This is a genomic window from Burkholderia sp. Bp8963 (assembly GCF_003854275.1).
GTDB lineage: Bacteria > Pseudomonadota > Gammaproteobacteria > Burkholderiales > Burkholderiaceae > Burkholderia.
Map to the genome: position 1 here is coordinate 136,349 of NZ_QTQP01000013.1, position 24,458 is coordinate 160,806.

At 64.4% G+C, this 24,458-nt stretch carries 22 protein-coding genes and 3 pseudogenes; 11 read left to right on the forward strand and 14 right to left on the reverse strand.

Annotated features, from left to right (window positions below; translation table 11 throughout):
- The first annotated feature begins 1 nt into the window (after position 1).
- From treZ to treY, 3 genes are read left to right on the forward strand one after another with little or no spacing between them, the layout of a single operon-like run.
- Positions 2–1,927 (forward strand): malto-oligosyltrehalose trehalohydrolase, encoded by a 1,926-nt coding sequence (treZ, locus tag DID96_RS13785; protein WP_185732251.1) that lies wholly within the window; start codon positions 2–4, stop codon positions 1,925–1,927.
- Positions 1,924–4,116, forward strand: a complete 2,193-nt coding sequence (gene malQ / locus DID96_RS13790; protein WP_124599853.1) for a 4-alpha-glucanotransferase — start codon at positions 1,924–1,926, stop codon at positions 4,114–4,116. The genes treZ and malQ overlap by 4 nt, the downstream gene beginning before the upstream one ends.
- Positions 4,113–6,887 (forward strand): malto-oligosyltrehalose synthase, encoded by a 2,775-nt coding sequence (gene treY / locus DID96_RS13795; protein ID WP_124599854.1) that lies wholly within the window; start codon positions 4,113–4,115, stop codon positions 6,885–6,887. Before malQ ends, treY begins: the two co-directional genes overlap by 4 nt.
- Here treY and senA read toward each other — a convergent pair whose 3' ends face one another.
- A complete protein-coding gene (gene senA / locus DID96_RS13800) occupies positions 6,888–8,084 on the reverse strand; it encodes a selenoneine synthase SenA (protein ID WP_124599855.1) in 1,197 nt (398 codons plus the stop codon).
- Here senA and senB point away from each other — a divergent pair.
- On the forward strand, positions 8,083–9,078 hold the full coding sequence (senB, locus tag DID96_RS13805) for a selenoneine biosynthesis selenosugar synthase SenB (protein ID WP_124599897.1): 996 nt from the start codon (positions 8,083–8,085) through the stop codon (positions 9,076–9,078). The genes senA and senB overlap by 2 nt on opposite strands.
- 187 nt (positions 9,079–9,265) lie before the next feature.
- Entirely contained in the window at positions 9,266–9,571 is a 306-nt protein-coding gene (locus tag DID96_RS13810; protein WP_124599856.1) for a hypothetical protein, read from the forward strand.
- A 104-nt stretch (positions 9,572–9,675) separates the two neighbouring features.
- Here the strand turns inward: DID96_RS13810 and DID96_RS13815 are convergent, their stop codons facing one another.
- From DID96_RS13815 to DID96_RS13825, 3 genes are all read right to left on the reverse strand, one after another.
- Positions 9,676–10,089, reverse strand: a complete 414-nt coding sequence (locus DID96_RS13815; RefSeq protein WP_260463896.1) for a M15 family metallopeptidase — start codon at positions 10,087–10,089, stop codon at positions 9,676–9,678.
- Positions 10,086–10,325 (reverse strand): hypothetical protein, encoded by a 240-nt coding sequence (locus DID96_RS13820; protein ID WP_124599858.1) that lies wholly within the window; start codon positions 10,323–10,325, stop codon positions 10,086–10,088. The genes DID96_RS13815 and DID96_RS13820 overlap by 4 nt, the downstream gene beginning before the upstream one ends.
- A gap of 147 nt (positions 10,326–10,472) precedes the next feature.
- On the reverse strand, positions 10,473–10,976 hold the full coding sequence (locus DID96_RS13825) for a DinB family protein (protein ID WP_124599859.1): 504 nt from the start codon (positions 10,974–10,976) through the stop codon (positions 10,473–10,475).
- A gap of 146 nt (positions 10,977–11,122) precedes the next feature.
- Between DID96_RS13825 and DID96_RS13830 the strand changes: the two genes are divergently transcribed.
- Positions 11,123–11,875, forward strand: coding sequence for a helix-turn-helix transcriptional regulator (locus tag DID96_RS13830; protein WP_311767743.1), 753 nt, complete (start codon positions 11,123–11,125; stop codon positions 11,873–11,875).
- Between the two features lie 74 nt (positions 11,876–11,949).
- Positions 11,950–12,252, forward strand: a complete 303-nt coding sequence (locus DID96_RS13835) for a DUF1330 domain-containing protein (protein WP_124599861.1) — start codon at positions 11,950–11,952, stop codon at positions 12,250–12,252.
- A gap of 297 nt (positions 12,253–12,549) precedes the next feature.
- On the opposite strand, the gene DID96_RS13840 is transcribed toward DID96_RS13835, so the two are convergent.
- Complete coding sequence (locus DID96_RS13840) at positions 12,550–13,425, reverse strand: hypothetical protein (protein ID WP_124599862.1); 876 nt, start codon at positions 13,423–13,425, stop codon at positions 12,550–12,552.
- 80 nt (positions 13,426–13,505) lie between these two features.
- Here DID96_RS13840 and DID96_RS13845 point away from each other — a divergent pair.
- The 3 genes and pseudogenes from DID96_RS13845 to DID96_RS13855 all read left to right on the forward strand — a co-directional run.
- Positions 13,506–13,869: pseudogene (locus DID96_RS13845) on the forward strand (acyl-CoA dehydrogenase family protein); the annotation flags it as partial.
- A 169-nt stretch (positions 13,870–14,038) separates the two neighbouring features.
- Positions 14,039–15,061 (forward strand): SMP-30/gluconolactonase/LRE family protein, encoded by a 1,023-nt coding sequence (locus tag DID96_RS13850; protein WP_260463898.1) that lies wholly within the window; start codon positions 14,039–14,041, stop codon positions 15,059–15,061.
- Between the two features lie 86 nt (positions 15,062–15,147).
- On the forward strand, positions 15,148–15,279 hold the full coding sequence (locus DID96_RS13855) for a hypothetical protein (RefSeq protein WP_260463899.1): 132 nt from the start codon (positions 15,148–15,150) through the stop codon (positions 15,277–15,279).
- Positions 15,280–15,318: 39 nt separating this feature from the next.
- Here the strand turns inward: DID96_RS13855 and DID96_RS13860 are convergent.
- The 7 genes and pseudogenes from DID96_RS13860 to tnpA all read right to left on the reverse strand — a co-directional run.
- Positions 15,319–15,558: pseudogene (locus tag DID96_RS13860) on the reverse strand (transposase domain-containing protein); the annotation flags it as partial.
- A gap of 88 nt (positions 15,559–15,646) precedes the next feature.
- Entirely contained in the window at positions 15,647–16,642 is a 996-nt protein-coding gene (locus DID96_RS13865) for a tyrosine-type recombinase/integrase (RefSeq protein ID WP_124599863.1), read from the reverse strand.
- Positions 16,639–17,508, reverse strand: a complete 870-nt coding sequence (locus tag DID96_RS13870; RefSeq protein WP_260463900.1) for a tyrosine-type recombinase/integrase — start codon at positions 17,506–17,508, stop codon at positions 16,639–16,641. Before DID96_RS13870 ends, DID96_RS13865 begins: the two co-directional genes overlap by 4 nt.
- A gap of 74 nt (positions 17,509–17,582) precedes the next feature.
- Positions 17,583–18,815 carry a site-specific integrase gene (locus DID96_RS13875; protein ID WP_124599865.1) on the reverse strand — a complete coding sequence of 411 codons (1,233 nt, stop codon included), beginning with the start codon at positions 18,813–18,815 and terminating at the stop codon, positions 17,583–17,585.
- 161 nt (positions 18,816–18,976) lie between these two features.
- Positions 18,977–20,275, reverse strand: a pseudogene (tnpC, locus tag DID96_RS13880) (IS66 family transposase); the annotation flags it as partial.
- Between the two features lie 62 nt (positions 20,276–20,337).
- The gene (tnpB, locus tag DID96_RS13885) at positions 20,338–20,673 is read right to left on the reverse strand and encodes an IS66 family insertion sequence element accessory protein TnpB (RefSeq protein ID WP_148094502.1); all 336 of its coding nucleotides are present in this window, start codon (positions 20,671–20,673) and stop codon (positions 20,338–20,340) included.
- Positions 20,670–21,062 carry an IS66-like element accessory protein TnpA gene (tnpA, locus tag DID96_RS13890; protein WP_124599866.1) on the reverse strand — a complete coding sequence of 131 codons (393 nt, stop codon included), beginning with the start codon at positions 21,060–21,062 and terminating at the stop codon, positions 20,670–20,672. The genes tnpB and tnpA overlap by 4 nt, the downstream gene beginning before the upstream one ends.
- Positions 21,063–21,560: 498 nt before the next feature.
- Between tnpA and DID96_RS13895 the strand changes: the two genes are divergently transcribed.
- Positions 21,561–22,388, forward strand: coding sequence for an RDD family protein (locus tag DID96_RS13895; protein WP_185732252.1), 828 nt, complete (start codon positions 21,561–21,563; stop codon positions 22,386–22,388).
- Positions 22,389–22,721: 333 nt separating this feature from the next.
- On the opposite strand, the gene DID96_RS13900 is transcribed toward DID96_RS13895, so the two are convergent.
- Together DID96_RS13900 and DID96_RS13905 are read right to left on the reverse strand one after the other, a co-directional pair.
- Entirely contained in the window at positions 22,722–23,513 is a 792-nt protein-coding gene (locus tag DID96_RS13900; RefSeq protein WP_124599868.1) for an SDR family NAD(P)-dependent oxidoreductase, read from the reverse strand.
- Between the two features lie 80 nt (positions 23,514–23,593).
- Complete coding sequence (locus DID96_RS13905; protein WP_124599869.1) at positions 23,594–24,358, reverse strand: SDR family oxidoreductase; 765 nt, start codon at positions 24,356–24,358, stop codon at positions 23,594–23,596.
- Positions 24,359–24,458: the final 100 nt, after the last annotated feature.

Here is a 24,458-nt window from a genome sequence, read left to right on the forward strand (position 1 = left end):
CATGAAGCTTTCTTCGTCCGCTCCTTCGTCTGCTTCTTCGTCCGCTCCGTCGTCCGCTTCTTCGTCCGCCACGCATGCGTACCCGCTGTCGTTCGGCGCGACCGCCGTCGATGCGGGCCACACGCGCTTTCGTCTGTGGGCGCCCGCGAGCCGCACGGCCGCGGTCGAGCTGCACGGTGCAACCGCGATCGCGATGACGGCCGTCGGCGACGGCTGGTTCGAGACCGTCGCGCCGTGCGGCGCAGGCACGCTGTATCGCTACCGGCTCGACGGCGGGCTCGCGGTGCCCGATCCCGCGTCGCGCTTCCAGCCCTACGACGTGCATGGCCCGAGCCAGGTGATCGATCCTGCCGCGTACCGCTGGCGCTACGACACGTGGCGCGGCCGTCCTTGGCACGAGACGGTGCTGTACGAACTGCATGTCGGCGCGTGCGGCGGTTATCCGCGCGTCGAACGGCGCCTCGCCGCGCTCGCGGCGCTCGGCGTGACGGCGCTTGAGCTGATGCCCGTCAACGCATTTCCGGGCACGCGGAACTGGGGCTACGACGGCGTGCTGCCGTTCGCGCCCGACGCGTCGTACGGCCGCCCCGAGGAGCTGAAGGCGCTCGTTGACGCCGCGCACGGGTTAGGGCTGCAGGTGCTGCTCGACGTGGTCTACAACCACTTCGGCCCCGACGGCAACTGGCTGCCGCGTTATGCGCCGGCTTTCTTTCGCCGCGACCGCCAGACGGCGTGGGGCCCCGCGATCGATTTCTCGTGTCCGCAGGTGAGCCGGTTCTTCATCGAGAATGCGCTGTACTGGCTCGACGAATACCGCTTCGACGGCCTGCGCATCGATGCCGCGCACGCGATCGACAACGACGCGTGGCTGCGCATGCTCGCGCGCACGGTGCGCGCGCATGCGGGCAGCGCGCGTCACGTGCACCTCGTGCTCGAGAACGAGCGCAACACCGCGAGCCTGCTCGATGCGGGCGGTTTCGACGCACAATGGAACGACGACTTCCACAACAGCGCGCACGTGCTGCTCACCGGCGAGCGCGACGGCTATTACCGCGCGTATGCGGACGCGCCGGTGCGACGGCTCGCGCGCACGCTCGGCGAAGGGTTCGCGTACCAGGGCGAGCCGTCGCCGCTGCACGCGAACGCGCCGCGCGGAGAACCGAGCGCACATCTGCCGCCCACCGCATTCGTCACATTCCTGCAGAACCACGATCAGGTCGGCAATCGCGCGTTCGGCGAGCGGCTGCGCACGCTCGCGAACGACGACGCGGTGCGCGCGGTGACCGCGCTGATGCTGCTTGCGCCGCAGATTCCGCTGCTGTTCATGGGCGAGGAATGCGGCAGCACGCAGCCGTTCCAGTTCTTCACCGACTATGCGGGCCCGCTTGCCGATGCGGTGCGCGACGGCCGGCGCCGCGAATTCGCGGCGTTTGCAGCGTTCGCGGATCCCGCGCACCGCACCGCGATTCCCGATCCGAACGACGCGGCGACATTCGCGCGCTCGACGCTCGACACGCCGGCCGCGGAACCGCCCGACGCCGCCTCGTGGCGCCGCTTCTACCGCAGCGCGCTGGCGGTCCGCTCGGCATTCGTGACCCCGCATCTGCGCGACGCCCGCGCGCTCGACGCTACCGTGCTGGCGGAAACGGACGGCAGCGACGCGCGGGCGCTCGTCGCGTGCTGGCGGCTCGGTGACGGCAGCACGTTGACGATCGCGCTGAATCTCGGCGCGCACGCCGCGCGGCTGCCCGCGCTGCCGGCCGGCAGGATCGTGTTCGAGACGCCGCCGCGCGCGCGCGACCGGCTGGCCGACCGGCAACTGTGCGGCCATGCGTGCATCGCGTGGCACGACGGCTCGGCGGGACGCGGCGCGCCGCGCGATCGGCGCGAAAGCGGTGAACGCAGCGAAAGGAGCGACCAACAATGACGACCGACATACCGATCGCGACGCTCGCCCGGGCGGCCGGATTCGAGATCGAGTGGACCGATGCGGCAGGTGTGGCGCGTCGCGTCGACGACGGCGTGCTGTACGCGCTCGTCGCCACATTGGGCTGGCCGTGCGGCACCGCCGCCGAGCGTGTGGACAGCGCGAACGCGCTGGCCGCTGCGGCCGCGACGCCGCCGCACTTCGTCACGGGCGACGCCGGCGTGCCGCTCGTGCTGCCGCTGACGGTCATGCGGCCCGGCGAGCGCTTCCGGATCGCGCTCGAAACGGGCGCAACCGTCAACGGGCACGTGGCCGGTGCCGGCGATCGCGGCGCGCTGCCGCCGCTCGCCGCCGGCTACCACACACTGGAAATCGGCGAGCGGCAGATCACGCTCGCCATTGCGCCGCCGCCGGGCCGGACCTTCGCCGATGCCGCACGCGAACGGGACGCCGACGGCTGCTGGGGCATCGCGGCTCAGCTGTATGGCTTGCGGCGCGCGCATGACGACGGATGCGGCGACTTCACCGCGCTCGCGCAGCTCGCGGCGCATGCGGCCCGGCACGGCGCGCAAGCGCTTGCGATCAGCCCGACCCATGCGCTGTTCCCGGCCCAGCCCGAGCGCGACAGCCCGTACTCGCCGTCGTCGCGCCGCTGGCACAACGTCGCCTATCTCGCTTGCGATGCGGTGCCGGGCGCCGAGCGGGTGCCGGCTGACGGCGATTCGCTGGCGGACGCGCCGCTGATCGACTGGCCGCGCGTGCTGCCGCGCAAGCTGCACGCGCTGCGTGTGCGGTTCGATGCGTGGCGCGCGCACGGCGGCGCCGGCCACGAAGCATTTCAGCGTTTTCGCGCGGAGGGCGGTGCGGCACTCGACGCACATGCGCGCTTCGATGCATTGCACGCGTACTGCATCGGTCACGGCTTCGGCGCCGACTGGCGGCACTGGCCCGCGCGGTGGCAGATGCCGGCCTCCGCCGAGGTCGATGCGTTCGCGCGCGAGCACGAGGACACCGTCGCGTTCCACGCATTCCTGCAATGGTGCGCGACGAACGCCCTCGCCGACGCGCAACGCGCGGCCCGCGCGGCCGGCATGGCGATCGGCCTGATTGCCGACCTGGCGGTCGGCTCCGACCATGCCGGCAGCGACGTGTGGGCGCATCGCGCGACATTGCTGCACGGCGCGTCGCTCGGCGCGCCGCCCGACCTGTTCAACGCCGACGGGCAGGCGTGGGGCGTGACGACGTGGACGCCCGCCGCGTTGCGCGCGGAAGGCTTCGCGTCGTTTGTCGACCTGCTGCGCGCGACGTTCGCGCATGCGGGCGGCATCCGCATCGACCACGTGCTCGGCTTCGCAAGGATGTGGATCGTGCCCGACGGCGCACGCCCGCGCGACGGTGCGTATCTGCGCTATCCGTGCGACGACCTGTTGCGGCTCGTCGCGCTCGAGTCGGCCCGCCATCACGCAATCGCGATCGGCGAGGATCTCGGCACGGTGCCGGCCGGGTTCCGCGCGCGGCTCGCGGCGCACGGCATCGCCGGCATGCGCGTGCTGTGGTTCGAACGCGATGCCGACGGCGCGTTCCTGCCGCCCCGCGCATGGGATTGCGACGCCGTCGCGATGACGTCGACACACGACCTGCCGACCGTTGCCGGCTGGTGGCGCGGCAGCGACCTCGGCTGGCGGCGCGCAGTGGCGCGCGGGTGCGAAGACCGTGACGGAGGCGGCACCGGACGCGACGGCGGCGCCGAAGCGGAAGCGGAAGCCGAAGCCAAAGCCAAAGCCGAAGCCGACTTCGCGTCCGATGCCGGCCGCGACGTCCGAGCAGGCCGACCGCCCGAAGCCGACGCACGCGCCGTCGCCGCCCGCGACACCGAACGCGCCGCGCTATGGCATGCGCTGCAGCGCGCGGGATGCGCGCCGGCCGGCCGCGACCTTGCGCCGCCGGACGCCCCGCCCGTCGACGCGATACTCGCGTACGTTGCGCAAGGGCCGTCGCCGCTCGCGATGCTGCCGCTCGAGGACTTGCTCGCGCTCGATGCGCAGCCGAACCTGCCGGGCCCGCCGTGCGGTCATCCGAACTGGCGGCGGCGCCTGGCGCGGCCGGTCGATGCGCTGTTCGACACCGACGTATGCGCGCGCATCGCGACCGTCGCACAGGCAAGATGCACACGGGAGCGCACGCAATGACACCGCGCGCCACGCTGCGGCTGCAGCTTCACGCCGGGTTCACGTTCGACGATGCGGCCGCGCACGTCGACTACTTCGCCCGGCTTGGCGCGAGCCACCTGTACCTGTCGCCGATCACGACCGCCGAGCCCGGCTCGCGGCACGGCTACGACACGGTCGACTACACGGAAATCAGCGCCGAACTCGGCGGCGAGCGCGGTTTCGTCACGCTCGTCGATGCGCTGCACGCGCGCGGCATGGGCGTGATCGTCGACATCGTGCCGAACCACATGGGTGTCGGCGGATCGTCGAACCGCTGGTGGAACGACGTACTCGAATGGGGCTCCGCCAGTCCGTTCGCACGCCATTTCGACATCGACTGGCATCCGGGCGATGCGGCGCTCGACGGCAAGGTGCTGCTGCCCTGCCTTGGCGCGCCATACGGCGACGCGCTCGCGGCGGGCGACATCAGGCTGTGCGCCGACGCGCAGTCGGGGGGCTTTCAGATCGCATGCGGGGGACGCCGGTTGCCGGTTGCCGTCGCCACGTACGCGGAGATCCTGCGTATCGCGAACCGCGCGGACCTGAACGCGCTCGCCGCGCGCTTCGACGGCACGGCCCGGCTCGAGCCCGGAACCAAGCGCGTCGCGTCCGCGCACGCGGCACTGCGCGAGTTCGTCGCCGCGCAGGGTTCCGGCGCGCTCGATGCCGCGCTGCACGGCTTCGATCCGGGGCTCGCGCGCTCGCGCGCGTGGCTGCACCGGTTGCTCGAACGCCAGCACTATCGGCTCGCGTGGTGGCGCACGGCCGCCGACGAGCTCAACTGGCGACGCTTCTTCGACATCGCGACGCTCGCGGCGGTCCGCGTCGACGACGAAGCGGTGTTCGACGCGGTGCATGCGCTGCTGTTCCGGTTATACGAGGCAGGACTCGTCGACGGCGTGCGCGTCGACCACGTCGACGGGCTCGCCGATCCGCGCGGCTATTGCCGGCAGCTGCGCGCGCGGCTGGCCGAGCTGCGCACCGCCGCGCCGTATCTGGTGGTCGAGAAGATCCTCGCGCCAGGCGAGCCACTGCGCGCGAACTGGGCCGCCGATGGCACGACCGGCTACGATTTCATGAACGACGTCGCCGCGCTGCTGCACGATCCGGCCGGCGCCGCGCCGCTCGCCGCGCACTGGGCGGCGGTTTCCGGCTCACGGGCGACGTTCGCGGACGAAGCGCTCGCCGGCAAGCGACAGGTGCTGGCGCACGCGCTGGCCACCGAGCATGCGCGCGTCGCGGCGGCGCTGCACCAGGTCGCGCGCGCGTCGGCCCATACGCGCGACTTCAGCCGCAACGCGATCCAGCGCGTGCTCGCCGAACTGGCGATCCGTGTGCCCGTCTATCGGCTCTATCCGGCCGATGGCGACCTCGATCCCGTCGATCGACGGCTGCTCGCCTGCGCGTACGACGGTGCGAGCGAAGCAGTCGCCGCCGCGGACCGTGCCGCGCTCGATCATGTTGCGGAATGGCTCGGCCTGCCGAGTGTCGGCACGCGGAGCGACAACGCCGCGCCGCGTGCGGTGCGCATCGCGTTCGCGCAGCTCACCGCGCCGCTCGCCGCCAAAGGCGTCGAAGATACGGCGAACTATCGTTACGGCAGACTGCTGTCGCGCAACGAAGTCGGCGCCGATGCGGGCGAGTTCAGCCTGTCGCGCGGTGCGTTCCATGCGCGCAACCGCCGCCGAGCGCGCACGGTGCCGCACACGCTCGTTGCGACTGCGACGCACGACCACAAGCGCGGTGAGGACGCACGCGCACGACTCGCCGTGCTGAGCGAAGCGCCCGACGCATGGCGCGCGGCTTCGCTCGAATGGTCGGTGCTCAACGCACCGCACCGGCAACCGGCACACGGCGGCTTGCCGTGGGTGCCCGGCCCGGGCGCGGAAGCGATGCTGTACCAGACGCTCGTCGGCTGCTGGCCGCCCACGCTCGCCCCCGACGACGCACCGGGCCTCGCGGCCCTCGCCGACCGTGTCGAGCGCTGGCAGACGAAGGCGCTGCGCGAGGCGAAACAGCACACCGACTGGCTCGCGCCCGATGCGGACTACGAACGCGGCTGCGCGGCATTTCTGCGTGCGCTGCTCGCGCCGCGCGGCCGCGACGATTTCGCACACCGGCTACACGCGTTCATCGCGCGGATCGCGCCCGCCGGCGTCGTGAACAGCCTGTCGCAAACTGCGCTGCGCATCGCGTCGCCCGGAGTGCCCGATCTCTATCAAGGTACCGACGCATGGGACCATTCGCTCGTCGATCCGGACAACCGCCGCGACGTACCGTTTGCGTTGCTCGAAGCGGAACGTGTCGACGGGCCGGTCGCTTCGTATCTGCGCACCTGGCCCGATGCACGCGTGAAGCGCGCGCTCGTCGAGCGGATGCTCGCGCTGCGCGCGCGTTGGCCCGCAACGTTCGCCGATGGCGGCTATCTGCCGCTGCGCGTGCGCGGCGAACGCGCACGCCACGCGATCGCGTTCGCGCGCTGCGGTGCGACGGCCACCGTCGTCATCGTCGCGACGCGGCTTGCCTACGCGCTACTCGACGGCGCGGCGGCACTGCCGCGCGTGGCGCCGGAACAGTGGCGCGACACGGTCGTCATGCTGCCGCCGGATGCCGCCGGACCGTGGTCCGACTGGCTGAACAACCGGCAGGAAATCGACGCGCCGGACGGCCGCTTGCGACTCGACACATGCGTCGCGAGCCTGCCGGTGGCCGTGCTGGTCGCAGTGCGCAACGGGCATCATGCACGGTGATCATTCACAGCAGCGGAATCCGACGAACAGGTCGTTGCGGTGCGGCAGGTAGAAATTCCGGTAGCGCGGATGCTGCATGCGGTCGCGCGTGACGAACGATCCGCCCCGCACCGAACGATGGGTATGGAACCACGGTGCGGAATACTCCTGATACGGGTCGGCCGAGAATCCCGCGAAGGGCTCGAACGGATCGGCCGTCCACTCCCATACCGATCCGCCCCAGTCGATCAGGTCATGCGTGGCTGCGTATTCCCATTCCGCCTCCGTCGGCAAACGCTTGCCGGCCCAGCGGCAATAGGCGTGCGCTTCGTACGCGTTCACGTGACACACCGACCGGTCGAGCGGCAACGGCACCCACTCGCCGAACCAGCGCCATTCCCATTGCCACGGCGTGCCGCTGGCGATGCGCCAGCGCGCCGGATGAGCGAGCCCGCTCTGCTGCAGCCACGCGAGGCCGGCATCGGACCACCAGCGCCGGTCGCGGTAGCCGCCGTCCGCGACGAATTCGGCGAACGCGGCATGGCTGACGCACGCGGTGTCGATCCGGAACGGTGCGAGCCGGACCGGATGCGCCCACTTCTCGTTGTCGAACACGAAACCGCTGCCGGCCGGCGAACCCATCAGGAAGGTGTCGCCCCCCGCCCCGGCCGATCCGGCGTCCGCCCGGACCGCAGGCATCGCGACCGGCGCATGCAGTGCGAGGTCGAGCGTCTGGCGCATGTAGATCAGCGCCTCCGCGTGCATGTCTTCGTGGAACAGCGCGAGCCGGAAGAAATACAGCGCGTCGTCGGTATCGTCAGCGTCGTCGAGCCGGGCGAGCACGCGCTCGAGCACGACACCGACGTACGCGTGCACCGCGTCGAGCGGCGGCATCGGCAGATGCCAGCGCGACTGATGCGCGACGCGCATCGAGTCGAACAGCGAATCGGCATCCGCCAGGATCGAAGGCAGCGTGGCGACCAGGCGGCCGCTCGCGTCGGGACGCGGTTCCCGCAGCACCCAGTGCTCGGTGAACCATGCGACATGCGCGTACTCCCACAACGGCGGATTGATCCCCGGATCGTAGCGGACCTGCCACCCAGACGGCGCCAGATCCTCGATGATGGCCCAGGTACGCTTGTGCGATGCGGAAAACGCCGCACGGAGCCCAAACTTGCTTATGCTTCTGGCTGCAACCCCTTCAGACCCGATCGTCATGCGTCCTCCCAAGGCCAACGTCGCGATTATCAGCCCGGCACTGCGCAAAGCCAACAACGGCAACTGGCAGACCGCCCATCGCTGGTCTGGCTTTCTGCAGAAGGATTACACCGTCACGGTGGCCGCCGAATGGACGCCGGAAAGCCAGGACGGTGCGCCGCCGGCGTGCCTGATCGCGCTGCACGCGCGGCGCTCCGCCGAATCCATCGCCCGCTTCGCCGCTGCGTGCCCGGGACGCCCGTTGATCGTCGTGCTGACCGGCACCGATCTGTACCGCGACATCCGCAACGATGCGTCCGCCCGACGGTCCCTCGATCTCGCGACCAGCCTCGTCGTGCTGCAGGACGAAGGGCCTGACGAACTGCCTGCCGCGCATCGCGCCAAGTGCCGGGTGATCTATCAGTCGGCCCCGGCGTACCACGAGGCAGCGGCACCGGAGGACGCGTTCGATGTCGTGCTGGTCGGCCACATGCGCGCGGAGAAGGATCCGCTGACGCCGATGCGGGCGCTGTCGCTGCTCCCCGACGATTCACGCGTGCGCCTGACCCATATCGGCAGCGCCCTCGACGACGCATATCTGCAAGCCGCCCGGTCACTGCAGGCGCAGGCCTGGCCGGCGGGGCAGCGCTACGTCTGGCTGCAGAACCTGCCGCACGCCGACACGCGGCGGCGCATCGCGCAGGCCCGGGCGATGGTCATTTCCAGCGTGATGGAAGGTGGCGCCAACGTGATCATCGAGGCCGTCACGAGCGGCGTGCCGGTGCTGGCCAGCCACATCCCCGGCAACGTCGGCATGCTGGGCCGCGATTACGGCGGCTATTTCCCGGCGGGTGACGCCGCGCAGCTCGCGCTGCTGCTCGAGCGCGCGAGCCGCGACGCCGGTTTTCTCGCGCAGTTGCGGCAGCAGTGCGCGCGCCGCGCGCCACTGTTCGCGCCGGCGAGGGAACGCGCAGCCGTGATCGAACTGGTTGCCGACGCACTGCGGCCGGCCTGATCCAGCCACGCGCCAGTCGGCGTCATGACTCCGCCGACGAGATGTCGCGTTGTAGCGGCTCGCCGACCAGGGGCGTGCACGAAACGTTCGAGCATCGGGTTCCGCGCGGCAAGCACAACGGCGCTCACGTCGCATCACCGAACTCGTATCCGGCGGCCGAGTCAAACCAACATCGTCGGAGACTCGAATGAAGCACGTTGGCTCTACCGCTGCCCTGCTTGTGCTTGCCGTCGTCAGCTTGCCGACAGCCTACGGCGCAAGTCAGGGCAACGTGCCCGCCGTTCCGGCGAATGCAAGAAATTGTGTCCCGCCAACCTCCCCCGAGGCGACGCGAATCTCTCGCTCCCCGTCAAAACCGCCGTTGATCCGCGTGTGCGTTGCCGATTCCGACACGCAACTGACCCTGCCCTGGTTTCTTACCGACATCATCAATGCGGTAAACACGCACGAATCGGGCGGTGACCTGCTTCGCAAGATGCGCAAGGACTTTTGAGTCGCGGGCAGCACGAAGGCCTGACCGGTTCATCCGGAAACCGTCGCGGTTGAAAGCGGACGCGATCGCGGCAGCGTCGCGGCACGAGCGGTTCGGCAAGCGTTCTAGCCGGATGTACCCGTGCCGTATCCGATACGCGAAATGGCCGAGACCGGCGACCGGGCCATCTCGATCAGCGCCTCTTCCTCGACGGGCCCGAAAAGCGCGTGAGGCTGTTTCTCGCACACGGCCCAGTACCGATCCCCATACGACCAGTGCCACCATTCGGACGGATAGTTCACGAAACCGGCTGCAGTCATCGCATCAAAAACGATCTGACGATGTCGCGCGGCTTCGCGCGAGATAAAAGCGTTTTGGGTGTAACAGGTTCCTGACGATTCGTCATCCGTAGCATTCATCACGCCACCCATGTCGACAAGACTGCCGTCGACATGTTGCAACGTAAGGTCGACCGCTGCTCCGGTGGGATGGGCGCCGACGTCGGGAGGGGCGACCCACCTGCTCGCGAGGTCGATCAATGCATGTTCGTCGGCGTCAACGCCTGCGACGATGGAGGCGTTTCGTCCACGCGCGATGCCAGAAGGCGTGCTTCTTCTTCCGATGCCAGCAGACCTCGCGAAGAATCCACCGCAACCGCGTCGTGGCCCAGGCTTCGCAGTGCGTTGATTACCTGGCCTGCGCTCGCAATGGAGACTTCACGCTCCGCGCTGTTGCCACCAAAAAATACCGCAACTTTCAGCCTGGAATCTCGCACAGCATTCTCCGCGATATGAAAACGGTGGGACGACGAAAAGTTTTAAATCATACAATTGTCTGACGATAGCGTATGCGGACTTTTCTGCATGCTTCCACCCAACGCGTGTGGGATTGATACGAATGAGTGGCATGCGACAGGCATGACCTACTTCCGGACGTAATCGCAGAGATAGACCGTGATGTCCGTCGCCGGGACGACCGTAGACATCCTGCGCAGCGTATCGACGGCGAACCCGCGGTGGAACGTATAGTGATTGACGACATGGAAGAACATTTCCCTTCGCGTCATCACGCCGTCGCCGCCATCCACGAACTGAAAGCGGATTGACTCATCCAGATCGCTGTCTTGCATTCCGTCGATCCACGTCACATACCAGGTATCGAGTTCGCGTTGCATCGTGCGCAGTTCGCCGAACGTCGTCGTATCGGGAACGTTGCGCACGGTGAACCCGTGCGCACGTCGCGCCAGATGCGCCTGAAAGATCGCGCCGACGGCGTAGTTGTGCCCCAATGTGCGCAGGACACTCCCGAAGACGGTTTCACGGGGCGCCGCAATCTCCGATTCGGGCAAGCCTGCCACCACGTCATAAATCACCTTATTGGCCCATTGACTGTATCGGGCCAGCATTTGCTCGTTGCGCAGCGTCATTGTTGCCTCTTCGGAAAAGCGATCGATGGAAAGTGAGCGGAATACGAGTACCGCGTGCAACAGGCATGGTAGATTTCCGTTCGTTGTTTCACTCTCACGATCAGGTCAATCACACAATAATTCGGGCCATGCGAGTCGCCATACCGGTGAGCTATGAGGAAGTCCCCAGGGACGTCATAGCGACAGAACGCAACTATCCTTCGGGTTTCACGCATCCCAACCACACGCATGCGCGCGGCCAGTTCGCGTACGCCGCCGAAGGCGTGATGACGGTGTCGACGACGGCGGGAAACTGGATCGTTCCTCCGCAGTGTGCGGTCTGGCTCCCCGCCGAATTTCCGCACGAAATGCAGATGAGTGGGCAGGTGCGGATGCTCAACGCCTTTGTCCACTCGGACGCGCAACAGGCCAGCCTGTTGCCGCGTCACTGCTGTGTGCTGAGCACGTCCCACTTGCTCAGGGACCTCATCTCGGAAGCTGTACGACAACCTGCGCTGTATGAGCCCATGACGCGCTCGGGACGGATCATGGATCTGCTCGTGGACGAGATCGCCGCGATGCAGCCATTGGCGCTCAATGCCCCGCTGCCGAAAGAGCCTCGCCTGGCGGCGTTTTGCCGGGAAGTGCTCGCGGCTCCGTCCGCATCGCTCAGCCTCGACGAAGCGGCAAGCCGCGTCGGGCTCAGTCGCCGCAGCTTCACTCGGCTGTTCCGCGAACAGCTGGGGGTGAGCTACGTTGAGTGGCGCGAGCAGGCGTGCCTGCTGGCGGCCATCGCCTGGTTTGCGCAGGGCCGCTCGATCACGCGCGTCGCGTATGACCTCGGCTATAGCAGTCCGACGGCATTTTCGACGATGTTCAAGCGCATCATCGGCGTCGCTCCGCAACACTACCGGCAGTAATACGCGAACGACGCAGTCACCTACAATGAAACAGTGACCGTGGGCCGTCGAACTTCCGTGAAAGGGATCGCGCCATGACTGCATACCTGATTGCCGATGTCGATGTGAAGGACCCGGCTCTGTTTGAAGAATACAAACGAGAAGTGCCGGCTACCGAGGCGCGCTATGGCGGGAAATATCTGGGCCGTGGTGGTCTGACTAAAGTGCTCGAAGGTGATTGGCAACCGCACCGCCTCGTCATCATCGAGTTTCCTGACATGGATTCCTTGATGGCGTGGTATGAGTCGCCGGAGTATGCCCGCCTCAAGGCGATCCGTGAAAGATGCGCGACGACAAGGATTATCGCGCTGGAAGGGGTTGCAGCCGTAACCTCGTAGCATGTGATTCTGGCGGAAGAGTCGTCGGTTCCGGCCGCTCGTTAAATGGCGGTGCTTCGCACATGAACGGGCCCTCGCGAATCAATCATGAAGGACCGCTCATGGCCGAGTTCTGACGATGCGGCGCTGCGCCCGGTAGCGGCCATTCGCCCCGATGCCGAAGTGGTAGCGACTGCTTTCAAAATGCCAACGCGACGTGTGCTGTCGGCTAGCTTGAGTCGTTCAACGGCGTCGCCTAGATCGTCGACAATCACAGCTAGTGGTTACGATCAAAGTCATCGGTCCGCGCAGAAGGTCCTAGGTTAGCGTAGCTGCCTTCGATTTATTGTCGTCGTTCTTCAGAATGGGAAGGCAGAGCGCCTCAATTTGGATTTGAAGCCCCGGGTAGTTACTTTGGAAGGGTGAGGAAAATGATCCCACGCCAGGACCGCTGAGAATGCTCGCAAAGGCGAGCAGGCAAATCAGGCGCTCGAGCTCCGACATCGGCGTTAGCAGTGAATCCACGAGGGTGTCATAGCTGGCCTTCGTCTGCCCTTTATGATTGAGCCTAAAAACCCCTTCGGCTTTCACGAACGTTTTGAAGCGCGCAAGAGCGGCTTGGAGACGGATGGGCCAGGTGTGAGTATGAGCGCGCGTTTCCAGAAATTCACACACAGACGCGTGCGGAGCGCTACCGATCTCGCCGAGTGCGTAGCAGATCAGCCACTGCCTAAACACCGAAGCATCCCGACCGTGGCGGACGAGGATCTCAGCAAGAGGATAAGGCCAGCCGCTCCGGCACGAGAGAATGAGTTCAAGCACGCCTTTAAAGTCGAGATCAGAAAGGCCGTTGGACAGCGTCGAACACAGAAATTGATGCGCTTTCCGAAAGTCGTGAGTCGACATGCGCTGTCCCGCGCTGCCGAACCGTTCGACTTCATCAATCGTCTCAGCGGCCTGCGAGCCGGCAAAGGCATGCCAAAAAAATTGGCGTGCATCACCTTTCTGAGCATCATCGCCGTCAAGCCAACGCGTCAGGTTGGTTCGGTAGGCCTCTTCGTCGTTGATCGGCGGCAGCGCTGGCGGAGCCGGCGGGACAGCGACGTTGTCGCCTGCGTACGGAACGGCCGGTGCGTGACTCGCGCTTACGCCGTATAGGCGCTGGCCATCGGCAGCCACTACGCTTGTAGTCATGGCGAGTTGAATTCGCCGGGCGACGACCTACCATAGAACGAGATGTCCGCGCTGAGCAACTGGCGCGGTTTGTCAACGCGCGCAAGGCGGTGGACTCCAACGAGCTGTTCATCGACGGGCTGGAAATTCCGGTCGAGGATTACATCGGCGAGCAAGGCCAGGGCTTCAGGTATCTGCTGCACGGTCTGAACCCGGAGCGCATCCTCGTCGTCGCTGCCGCGCTCGGCGCCGCTGAGACAGCGCTGGCGCGGGCAACCGACTACGCCAGGGAATGCATCGTGTTCGGCCGCCCGATCGGTAAGAACCAGGCGATCCAGCATTCACTGGTGGAATGCTGGATGCGCCTGAAATCGGCCGAGCGCTGATGATGTGGAAGTCGACGCCGGCAAGCCCTGCGGCGGCGCGGCCTCGGCGGCCAAGTACCTGGCCGCCGAGGCCAGCTTCGCGAGCAGCGGCAGCACGCTTTCGCGCAAGCCGCGCTCGACGCGGTACTCCTTGGCGTAACCGAATCCGCCGTGGGTGCGGACCGCAAGCAATGACGTTTTCGCTCGGTCTGCCAAAGTCGTATTGACCGGCGACGAATCCAGAGACCCTCGATATTAGGAGACAGAGAATGAACAAAACCAAGTCAATGCTGATGTTACCGATGCTGATATGGTTGGTGTTGCTGGCGACGCCGCTCACCACGCAGGCCTGGGAGCGCGGGACGGTCGAGAGATTCGCCACGGTGCCCCCCGGTGAAGCGCATCCCGCGGGGATCACCGTGGATCGCGAGGGCAACATCTATGTCACCACGTTTGGGGGAACGTTCCTTGTGTTCGACCCACAGGGCAAGTACCTACGGACTGTCGGCATCGGGGGCACGAGCGGAATATTGACTGACATTGGCTTCCATCCCCAGACGGGCAAGTTGCTTGTGGTCGATAACGTGACCGGGAAGGTTCTGAGCGTCGATCCCAGGACGGGTGCATCATCCGTGTTCATGACGGTCACGGGCAAGGACCCCGGCCTCGACGGGTTGATGTTCGACGCCGCGGGCAATGTGTACGTGACCGACGGCCACCAGGGCATTATCTGGAAAGTCGGACCATACGGCGGCGAAGGGTCGGCGTGGGTCACAAGCCCGCTGCTCAAGCCGACGAGGCTACCACCGGGCATCGGTGCGAATGATATGGCGTTCAATAACGAGAAGACGGCGTTGTTCGTCTCCAATACGGCGAACGACACGATTGTCAAGATACCGGTGACTGGCCCGATGCTCGAACCCGGCACGCCTGAGATCTTCGTCAACCGCGTCGGCGGCGGGCCCGACGGTCTGAAAATCGACGGGCACGACAACATCTGGGTCGTGTGCAACCAGTCCGATGAGATTCTCGTGCTCGAGCCGACGCAGGGCCGGGTGATTGCCAAGCTCGGCGACTTCGGCGGAATCGATCGCGACGGGGCACCCATCGGCTTTCTCTGGCCGTCTGCTTTCGTATTCCATGGTGAGGACGTTCTTGTCACCAACATTTCGCTCGATTACGGCGCGGCCGTTTCGCAGGATCAACGGACAATCGATGGACCGTGGGCTCGCCAGGTGAAGGTCCACACGATCTCGAGAATACGGATTCCCGAGCAGTTCGGCGGAAGGTGAGACCATGAGCGGACCTGAAAGAAGGTAAGCGATCGTTCATCGACGCCCTGTTCCAGCGAGGCTAGAGCGGCGACGATAGTGTCCACTTGAACTACGAAGTGGACACTATGGCAGAAGACATCAGCGATCTGAAGGCACGTCTGGTAGCAGGCTTTCAGCGCGGCGGGCGACGCCGACGCTTCGACCCGCAGGCCAAGCAAGAACTGGTTGAGGCGTAAGCACCCGGCGAAGGCATCCCCGGGCATGTTTGCCGTTAATCAAACGGCGGCAGGCGCCCAGCGATGCGGTAGAAGCGCGGCGATGTCGTCGGCCCGGTGAGGAGGCAGGCGATTGAGCACGTCTTTCAGATAGACGTAGGGATCGTGGCCATTGAGTTGCGCAGATCGAATGAGGCTCATGATCGCTGCGGCGCGTTGTCCGGCGCGCAACGAACCGGCGAACAACCAGTTCGACCGACTGATGGCCCACGGTCGAATCTGATTTTCCAGCCAATTATGCCGACTCCCCGATTATGCCGCGTCATGAATCCACGGACACAACGGTTGGGCGGATCTCTGTTCCCGGTCGCTCCGGTTGTCGGCATTATCAGAGAGCCTCCAGGAAGGCGAGCAACGGATCTGGAGGTTTGTAGCGTGTCGGTGCAACACCACTCGCCGTCGCGTGTGCGAGCGCGCGTTCCTTGAGTTGCATGTCTGCGTGCAAATAGATCTGGGTAGTCTCGGAGGACTCGTGACCGAGCCAGAGCGCGATCACGGTCAGGTCGACGCCGTGATGCATCAGGCTCATCGCGGCCGTGTGCCGAAGCGTATGAGGCGTTATAGATTTCTTCTTCAGCGAGGGGCACGAGAGGCGCGCGATTTCGGCGTTGCGCGACACGAGTTGCTGAAGAGCATCGGCACTGAGATGACCACCGCGCGAACTGGGGAAGACCGGATCGCCTGGTTCGCCTGGTTGATACAGCAGCCACTGTTTCAGGACGGCAACTACATCCGGTCGCAGCGGAGTGCATCTCATCTTTCTGCCTTTGCCGAGGCAACGAACGTGGGCGCCTGTGCCTAGCGTCACATCCTGACGCCGGAGTGCGGTCAATTCGCTATTGCGCAGACCCGTTTGAACCGCTACAAGAAGCAGCGTTCGGTCGCGGTTGCCGATCCAGTTTCGTGCGTCGGGCGCCCCTACCAGAGCGGCGGCCTCGCTCTCGGTCAGAAACTCAACCGGGCCGTGCTCGCAGCGTTTGGATGGGATTGCAAGAATGCGCTGACACTGCAGAAACAACGCAGGCTCGCTGACTGCGACGAACCGGAAGAAGGCATGCACGGCGGCAAGCCGCGTGTTGCGTGTGCGCACCGAATTGCCTCTGCCGTGTTCGAGGTGCTGCAGGAATTCCTCGATCAACGACACGTCGAAGTCCTCGATTCGCAGCTTTGACGGCGCGCGCCCGATATGCTGCGTGGCGAACGCCAGCAGCAGCCGGAACGTGTCACGGTAACTTGCCACCGTATGCGAACTCAGACCTTGCTGCTCGAGCAGGCGCTGGGTGAAGAAGCGCTGAACGAGGGCTGGGAGGCTGGCGGCGCTCACGGCCGTTCTCCCGGACAGTCCTTGTCGAGATAGGCTGCCGCGAGTTCAAGCAACTCAGGAACCGCTTCGATGTACCAGTACGTAAGGCCGATGTTGACATGCCCGAGGTAGGCGGCAAGTTTCGGCAATTCCCGACTTACGTCCAGACCGGCGCGATACCATTCGACCAGCCTTCCAGTCGCGAAGCTATGTCGGAAGTCCTGGAGGCGCGGGCCGTAACCATCGCGCCCGTCCTCTGTCGCCGATCGCAGACCAACAGCGCGCGACATTCTGACGAACATGCTTCGCGCAGTGCCTGCCTTCAGGCGCTTGCCGCGCTCACTAACCAGGAATGCCTCGCTCAATCGTACAGGACAGAGTTGATCGCGTTTCCGGGCATAGTGTTCGAGTGCCACCCGGGAAGACTCTGCTACAGGAACAAAGCGGGATTTGCCAAACTTCGATTCTCGGATGGAGAGTATCCCGCTGACGAGGTCAACGTCGGACCGGTCCAACCGAAGCGCTTCGCCTGGCCTGAGGCCTGTCGCTACAAGAAGCCCTATGAGCGTCGAATAGGTCAGTGCTCGCATGCCGGTTCGGGATCGCAATTGAGCGGCGTGGGCCATAAGCAGATCAATTTCCTGCTCAGTGTAAATATGCGGGGCGTTGCGCCGTCTTCGGGCACTCAGGAGTCCTGCTGGAGGAATCTGGTTTCGATTGTCAATCACGTTCATCCATCTGGCGAATCCTCTCACTTGAGAGAGGCGCCGCCCCCAGGTAGCGCGTTCGACGAGTACGGGCGTCGTCGCCCAGCGCAGAGCCAGATCGGTTGTAACGAACTCGGCGCCTTCGCGCTCCAGCAGATCAACGAAATGACCGAGTGCCAAGGCAGGCTCATAGAATGACGCCCCGAGAGCACGGCGGACTGCCACGTACCGGGCGAGAGACTCGCGAATCGCAGTCATATTGCACCTCCCGCCGTGGGCCACGAACGCGCGACCCCGCGCAGGTCCTCAAACGCGACCTTTGCGTAGATCGCGGTACTGTCCTGTGAACGATGCCGCAAGACCTCGGCTATTTCCGCCATCGACGCACCGTGACGAATCATCGTCGTCGCCAGACCGTGACGAAACAGATGTGCGGCACCACGGCACGCGGGGCGGAAACCTGCACGTGCGAAGGCCTGACATACAATCTTGCCAATCGCCGCCGGTCCCGCCAGACCAACCCGGGGTGCCAATCTGCGAAGGAATACGTGCCGCGATGCACTTGCTCCGCGACCATCGCGGAGATAAGTAGCGATTGCTGCTCCGACCTCCGATGGCAGGGGGACGTGCTCCACCATCTGCCCCTTGCCATGAACGACGAGTTCCCCCGAACGCCAATGAATGTCGTCGAGCTGCATGGCAACTATTTCTCCGGCACGTAGACCGAGCCGCGCCAACAACAGCAGAATTGCGTAGTCACGGCGCCCAGTCGGAGTCGACCAGTCTGCAGATGCAATGAGAGCTTCTTGCTGCTCAGGCGTGAGGAACGTCGGTACAGTTGACTGTCGCCACCTACGAACCGAAGGCACTGACTCATACAGGTCTCGGGCCGTATCGCCGCGCAGAAAGAGGAAATGGCAGAACGAGCGAAGCGCAACTGCCATCAGCCGCGTGTACTCCGCCGATCGACCTTTGCTGTAAGCAAGAAAATGATCTCGGATCGTTACGGCGCAAAATGCATCTGGCAATATACTTCCGTCGCCGGCCGAGTGGCTGTCGAGAAAGTCGCGAATGAAGGGGCCGTAGACGAGCAGCGAGTTCTTCGCGAGTCCACGATCCTGCCTCAGATGGTCCAGGTATCGGCGATAAATGCGCGCAATCTCGGACTGGCCGCCCAACGTCGGCGAACACACAATGGCTTCCGCGCGCAGATAGGCAAGAAACTGCCGTAAGGTGGGACGCGCACGCTGGACACGGTCTCGTGAAACGTCGATCATGCGATTCATAAAACGAGCCGTGACAGACTCATCGAGATCAATCAGGTCGATGTTCCTGTTCTTCATCCACCCAGAGAACGCACACAGGACTCTTCGTTTCTTGCGAAGCGATACCTCGGAATAGTGTGCCGTCCGTAGACGATCAAGAAATGCATCGATGTGATGGGCCGGCAGCCCGCCGGATTCGCTGACTGTGCGTGTCGCATTCATCTGATCTCTCCTGGCCAGCGCGATAGCCAGCCTGAGAAAATCATACGTTTATGCCGACACAGCGATCATGAAAGGCCATACCCACCGCCACGCGTATGCATGACGCGGCATAATCGGGGAGTCGGCATAACTGGGTTCATGCCGCTAGCGGCATGAAGCCAGTTATTATCGATTGGCACGTGCCCATCGACCAGATAACGCGTAAGTGCCTCCCAGCGCCTGAGGCTGTAGTCGAGCGCTTTGGCGATCGCCGATCCCTCGGAGACGAGTTTGCGTTGGGCGAGCATCCATTGATGTAACGCATCGGCGATCGGCCGAGCGCGCTCTTGGCGCACTTCACGTCTGTGATCGGGTGTGGGTTCTGCAACATCGCGCTCGACCGCGTAAAGTTCGCCGAAGTATTTCAGCGCCTGTTCAGCGATTTCACTCTTGTTGCTGGCGTGCAGCTCAAAGAACTTGCGTCTTGCATGGGCGACACATGCGATCTCGGTGATACCCAACTCGAATCCGGCTTTGTAGCCGCTGTGATCGTCACATACCAGCTTGCCGCGCCAGTCACCGAGGAACTTGCGAGCATGTTCGCCCGCGCGGCTATCGGCGAACTCGTAGACGACGGCGCGCACGTCAGAGAATTGCGTGGTGGCGTATGCCCACACGTACGCGCGCTGCGTCTTTCCTTTGCCGGGAACGAGCATTTGCACCGGCGTCTCGTCGGCATGCAGCACGTCGTGCTGCAGAAGCACCTCGCGAAGCGCGTCGACCAGCGGCTGTAATCGCACGCCGCATACGCCGACCCACTCGCCCAGCGTTGACTGGGGGATGGCAAGACCCGCGCGTTCAAAGATGCGTTCTTGACGGTACAACGGCAAGTGATCGCCGTACTTCGCGACCAACACTTGGGCGAGCAACCCGACGGTGGGAATGCCCTTGTCGATCACATGGGGCGGCACAGGTGCCTGAATCAGCGTCTCGCATGCCTTGCAGGCCCATTTACCGCGGATGTGACGCTCGACCGTGAACACCCCCGGCGTATAGTCCAGCTTCTCGCTGATGTCCTCGCCGATACGCACTCGCTGGCAACCGCAGGCGCACGTGATGTCGTCGGGCTCATGGTGGACGTCGGTGCGCGGCAGGTGTGCCGGCAACGGTGCACGCTTGGGCTGCGGGCGCTGCTTGTCCTCGGGCGTCTTCGACTGCAACTGCTCGAGTTCGATTTCCAGTGCAGCCAGGTCGGCGTCGATGGCCTCGTTCAGCAAGCTCATCTGCTCGACGTTCAGTTGCTCGCTGCGCTTGCCGAAATGCAGGCGCCTGAGCGTAGCAATCTCGTGCGTGAGCTGGTCGATACGCGTCTGACGGTAGTGCAGTTCCCGCTCGTTCTCGCCGACCTGAGCCATCAACTGCGCAGCCAGCGTGCGCAGCTCGTCGGGGCTCATAGCGTCGAGATTGGCGGGTAGGTTCATGCAGGCAGTCTGCCAGAACCCACCGCGCCGCGGAAGCAAGCCGGTTTACGGCTTTAGGGACATTACACGACCGTGATCGCGTGATCGTGGGCGAGCGTGCGCCAGGGCAGCCCCATCACCAGCGCCTGCAATTGCTCGGGGTTGAGCGCGGTGGCGATCATCAGATTCCCATTCGTCCAGACGAACCGCCCCTTGTTCAGGCGCCGAGCGGCCAGCCAGATACCCAAGCTGTCATAGACGAGCACCTTCATCCGTGTCGAGTTCTTGTTGGCGAACAAGTACGCGTGATGCGGGCGCGCCGAGCCGAAGACCTTGACGACACGCGCGAGGATCGTCTCCGTGCCGGCGCGCATATCCAGCGGTTCGGTCGCCAACCAAATCGCCTCGATGCGAATCACCGCAGCCAGCCTTGCAGCCACGCGCTGCAGTCGCCGGCGGCCGACAACGGCCAACGCACCGTGATCGTCGTTGCCCCACGGCGCACTTCCACCTCGATTGCGCCAGATGCCGGTGCTGTGCTCGGCGGCGCCGCGAGCTGTAGCGGAACAAATTCCGCAGGCGACGCATCGGTTGAATGACTGGCTTGTGCACCGCCTTGGCACTTGGCTTGCCGGGTGATCCACGTGCGGACCAAATTGGCATTGAGGCGATAGTGCAGCGCCACCGCTGCGATTGATACGTGCGGCTGCATCGCCGCACGCATCACTTCCGCCTTGAATTCTTTGCTATGCCGGCGGCGGCGCACCGGCTGCACGGCGACTTCGGGATTCGCTGCGAGTTCTTCCATCGTGTACACCTGTCCATTAAAAGTTGTTAATGGACACGATGCTCGCGTCAGAACTCCTGCGCTTCAAGGCGCCTTTGCCGGGCGCTTACGTTGGATCGGATCGCCAAGCATCCTCATTCCTAGCGTTTGGATCGTACGGGTCAGAAGAATACGCCACGACGACATGGTGACCCGCGGTTACCTTAAGGCATTTTCGAGTCCCACCAAGTATGGACATGACTCGCCTCCCATCAAGACGGATGTTAGCAGGTCGAATATTGAGAACCCCGCCATCTTCCGCACGCGAAAAACAAATTAATCCACTGCCAGCGAAAGATTGACCAGAACAAAAAAGAGTGCCCCAAACAGAATAATTCGCTTTGTGAGCAATCTCCCCGTAGCTAGATTCATACTGCACTCCTTTCCTGGGTAGAATCCATTCGCTCAGATCAAGGGCATGCAACTCCTCCGAACTACCTTTGCGCGCTCACTTAATACAGTCAGCAGACGCAAATGCTGATGCGGGTCTGCCAAATGATGATGTTTGCGCTGACCGATGCGGTCGGCCAGTCACCGGGCAAGCGCCTGATGAAGATCAAGGTGATCATCTACGGCAGCACGGGTGGTTCGCTCACGCGTGCCGGCGCCTGGCTGCGCTATGCGGTAATCGCGGTGCCGACGGTGCTGTTCGGGATCGCTTTCATCGACGTACCCGCCGCGTATCCGGTGCAGTACGCGTCGATGCCGGTCATCTGGAAACTCAACGGCTTCGTCATCTTCCGGTGGACCTTCGCGCTGGGTTACCTCATGATCTTCAACCGCCGTGACCGGCGCTCGTTGCAGGATTTCGCCACGTCGAGCGTGGTGGTGCCGGTGGCCGTCAGCGGCCTCGCGCCGCGACCGATGGCGAAGCGGCACTGGGCCGCTATGGGCGTGGGCGCGGTGGTCGTGGGAGTCGGGTGCATGGCGCTCAACCGTTGGGTCTCGCACCTTCTGGTGCCGTACAGCGAATCCGTACTGCGCGCGATGTCGACCGTGAAGGGCGTCCGCTACAGCGGTGTCACGGTAAGCAACGTCAGGATGGCGCGGCAGTCGTACCAGCAGACGACGATCACGGTGGGCGCAACCGATCCGGGACTCGTTAGCGAAGACGGCGTGCGCGAGGTTGCGAACCTCGCGTTTCGCGCGGCGCCTGAACTCGCAACGCAACAGTTCGTCGCGGTCGTGTGCCAGCAGCGTGCGACGCTTGGCATCGGCAGCTGGACGCGCGGGTACTCACGCGCGCTGACCCCGCAACAATGGGCGACCCAGGCTGGCGTGGCGGTGCCCGGCGCCGGACGCGGCTAGCCTCGTCGGCCAGCGTTCAATGCGGCGCGGCCTATGCGCTCCTTCGTCGATACCAGGCTGGTCGAAAGCACGAACGCGTCGGGTTTCAGTCATTTGTAGCTGTCGAGCGAGCGTCGCTTAATGGCCGAACCCGGAAGTTCGGCGCCGGGTATCGATCGTGCGCTGCAGCACCAGCCGCCAACTTCCGAATCCGACCCGCAACGGCCGTTCACGATCTCGTGGCATCAATGGCCGTTTCGTGGGGTATAGCGGCCCGCGGGTGCATTGGGCCGGGGTTTCCAAAGTTGTCTCGGTCAATGTCCCGATGTGACCGCGCTGCTGTCGGCCGGGGTTTTAAAAGGCGCTCTTTATAACGCCCCCATCGGCTCGCAACGCGGCTCCCGTTGTGGCCGATGAAAGCGGACTGGCGATATAGGCCACGAGCGACGCAACCTCCTGCGGCGAACCGAATCGCTTGATGAGCGATGTGGGGCGGACCCTCTCGAAGAACTCCTGTTCGAACGCTTCAAACGATTTGCCGTCGGCGCTTGCAAGAGCCTCCACGAACTCGCCCACGCCACGCGATTTCGTCGGCCCCGGCAGCACGCTATTGACTGTAATGCCAGTGCCGGCAACGGCTTCGGCGAGCCCGCGCGACACGGCAATCTGCGCGGCTTTCGTCATCCCGTAGTGGATCATTTCGGCTGGAATCTGCACGCCGCTTTCGCTCGAAATGAAAATAATGCGCCCCCAGTTGGCACGCTTCATCGCGGGCAGAAACAGGCGAGCGAGGCGTACACCGCTCAACACGTTGACGTCGAAGAAACGCGACCAGTCGGCATCGGGGATCTCCTCGAACGGTTTAGGCTCGAAGATACCGAGGTTGTTGACGAGGATTTCGACGTCCGGATAGCGCGTTGCGAGTTCATCGGCCGCCGCAGCTGTGCCAAGATCGCCCGCAAAACCCGATACATCGCTGCCCGTCTCGGCTTTTAGTTGTGCGACCACGTCATTCACCGATGACTGCGAGCGGCCATTCACGATCACGCGCGCGCCCTCCCGCGCCAAAGTGCTGGCGATAGCGAAGCCAATGCCTGCGGTGCTGCCGCTTACCAATGCGAGTTTGCCTTGCAGATTCAGGTTCATGAGTCGTTTCCTTTTTGCATGAGTGGAGTAAAACTGGCGGCATCGCCTCGTATGAATCAGATGCCGACTGCGGAGAGAGATCACGTCCGGGTAATGGACGCGCCACCGTCGACGAGTGATGCCGTACCGGTCACAAATGACGAATCGTCTGACGCGAGATACAGCACCGACCGGGCAAGTTCCTCCGGCTTTGCAACGCGCTTGAGCGCATGCAGGCCCGTGACGAACGCCTGCGATTCGTGGGTGTCGTTCATACCGCGATACATGTCCGTGTCGACGGCGCCCGGCAACACCGCGTTCACGCGCACGCCTTGCGCGCCATATTCGGCAGCCAGTGCCTGCGTCAAGCCGATCAGGCCGGCCTTGCTCGCCGCGTAGGCCGCCGTGCCAGGAAACGCGAACGAGTAACCGACGAACGTCGACGTGAAGATGATCGATCCGCCGCCTTGCTTCACCATTTCCGGAATCTGATGTTTCGCGCCAAGGAAGGCGCTCGTCAGATTGGTCGACAGCGCGGCATTCCAGCCTGCTTCGGAAATACCGGTGCTCGGCCCCATCTCGCCGAGCGTACCGGCGTTGTTGTAGGCAATGTCCAGGCGGCCGAAGCGGCTCACCGCGAGCGCGACCAGCGCCTTCGCGAAGTCCTCCGATTGCACGTCACCCGCCAGATATGCGGCTTCGCCGCCTTCGCTGACGATCTCCGCAGCGAGCGTTTCAAGTTCCGCCGCGCGCCGCGCCGCGAGGACCACCTTGGCGCCTTCCTTCGCGAACAGCTTTGCAGTCGCACGGCCAATTCCTGCGCTGGCACCCGTGACGATCGCGACCTTTTCTGTCAAGCGTTGCATTGTCAATCTCCTGATGGACTTCATCGGCCAGTGCCCTATGCGTTGGCCCGTGGAAAGCAATATAGGCTTCAGTTCTGATAGCAGAAAGGTCCTAAAATAT

Bases quoted from the DNA above. Each gene is read 5' to 3' on its own strand.
- DID96_RS13850 (WP_260463898.1), top strand. From the start codon at position 14,039: ATGAACAAAACCAAGTCAATGCTGATGTTACCGATGCTGATATGGTTG.
- DID96_RS13840 (WP_124599862.1), bottom strand. From the start codon at position 13,425: ATGACTACAAGCGTAGTGGCTGCCGATGGCCAGCGCCTATACGGCGTA.
- DID96_RS13875 (WP_124599865.1), bottom strand. From the start codon at position 18,815: ATGAATGCGACACGCACAGTCAGCGAATCCGGCGGGCTGCCGGCCCAT.
- DID96_RS13825 (WP_124599859.1), bottom strand. From the start codon at position 10,976: ATGACGCTGCGCAACGAGCAAATGCTGGCCCGATACAGTCAATGGGCC.
- DID96_RS13835 (WP_124599861.1), top strand. From the start codon at position 11,950: ATGACTGCATACCTGATTGCCGATGTCGATGTGAAGGACCCGGCTCTG.
- tnpA (WP_124599866.1), bottom strand. From the start codon at position 21,062: ATGGAAGAACTCGCAGCGAATCCCGAAGTCGCCGTGCAGCCGGTGCGC.
- DID96_RS13905 (WP_124599869.1), bottom strand. From the start codon at position 24,358: ATGCAACGCTTGACAGAAAAGGTCGCGATCGTCACGGGTGCCAGCGCA.
- senB (WP_124599897.1), top strand. From the start codon at position 8,083: ATGCGTCCTCCCAAGGCCAACGTCGCGATTATCAGCCCGGCACTGCGC.
- DID96_RS13810 (WP_124599856.1), top strand. From the start codon at position 9,266: ATGAAGCACGTTGGCTCTACCGCTGCCCTGCTTGTGCTTGCCGTCGTC.
- treZ (WP_185732251.1), top strand. From the start codon at position 2: ATGAAGCTTTCTTCGTCCGCTCCTTCGTCTGCTTCTTCGTCCGCTCCG.
- treY (WP_124599854.1), top strand. From the start codon at position 4,113: ATGACACCGCGCGCCACGCTGCGGCTGCAGCTTCACGCCGGGTTCACG.
- malQ (WP_124599853.1), top strand. From the start codon at position 1,924: ATGACGACCGACATACCGATCGCGACGCTCGCCCGGGCGGCCGGATTC.
- DID96_RS13900 (WP_124599868.1), bottom strand. From the start codon at position 23,513: ATGAACCTGAATCTGCAAGGCAAACTCGCATTGGTAAGCGGCAGCACC.
- senA (WP_124599855.1), bottom strand. From the start codon at position 8,084: ATGACGATCGGGTCTGAAGGGGTTGCAGCCAGAAGCATAAGCAAGTTT.
- DID96_RS13895 (WP_185732252.1), top strand. From the start codon at position 21,561: ATGCGGGTCTGCCAAATGATGATGTTTGCGCTGACCGATGCGGTCGGC.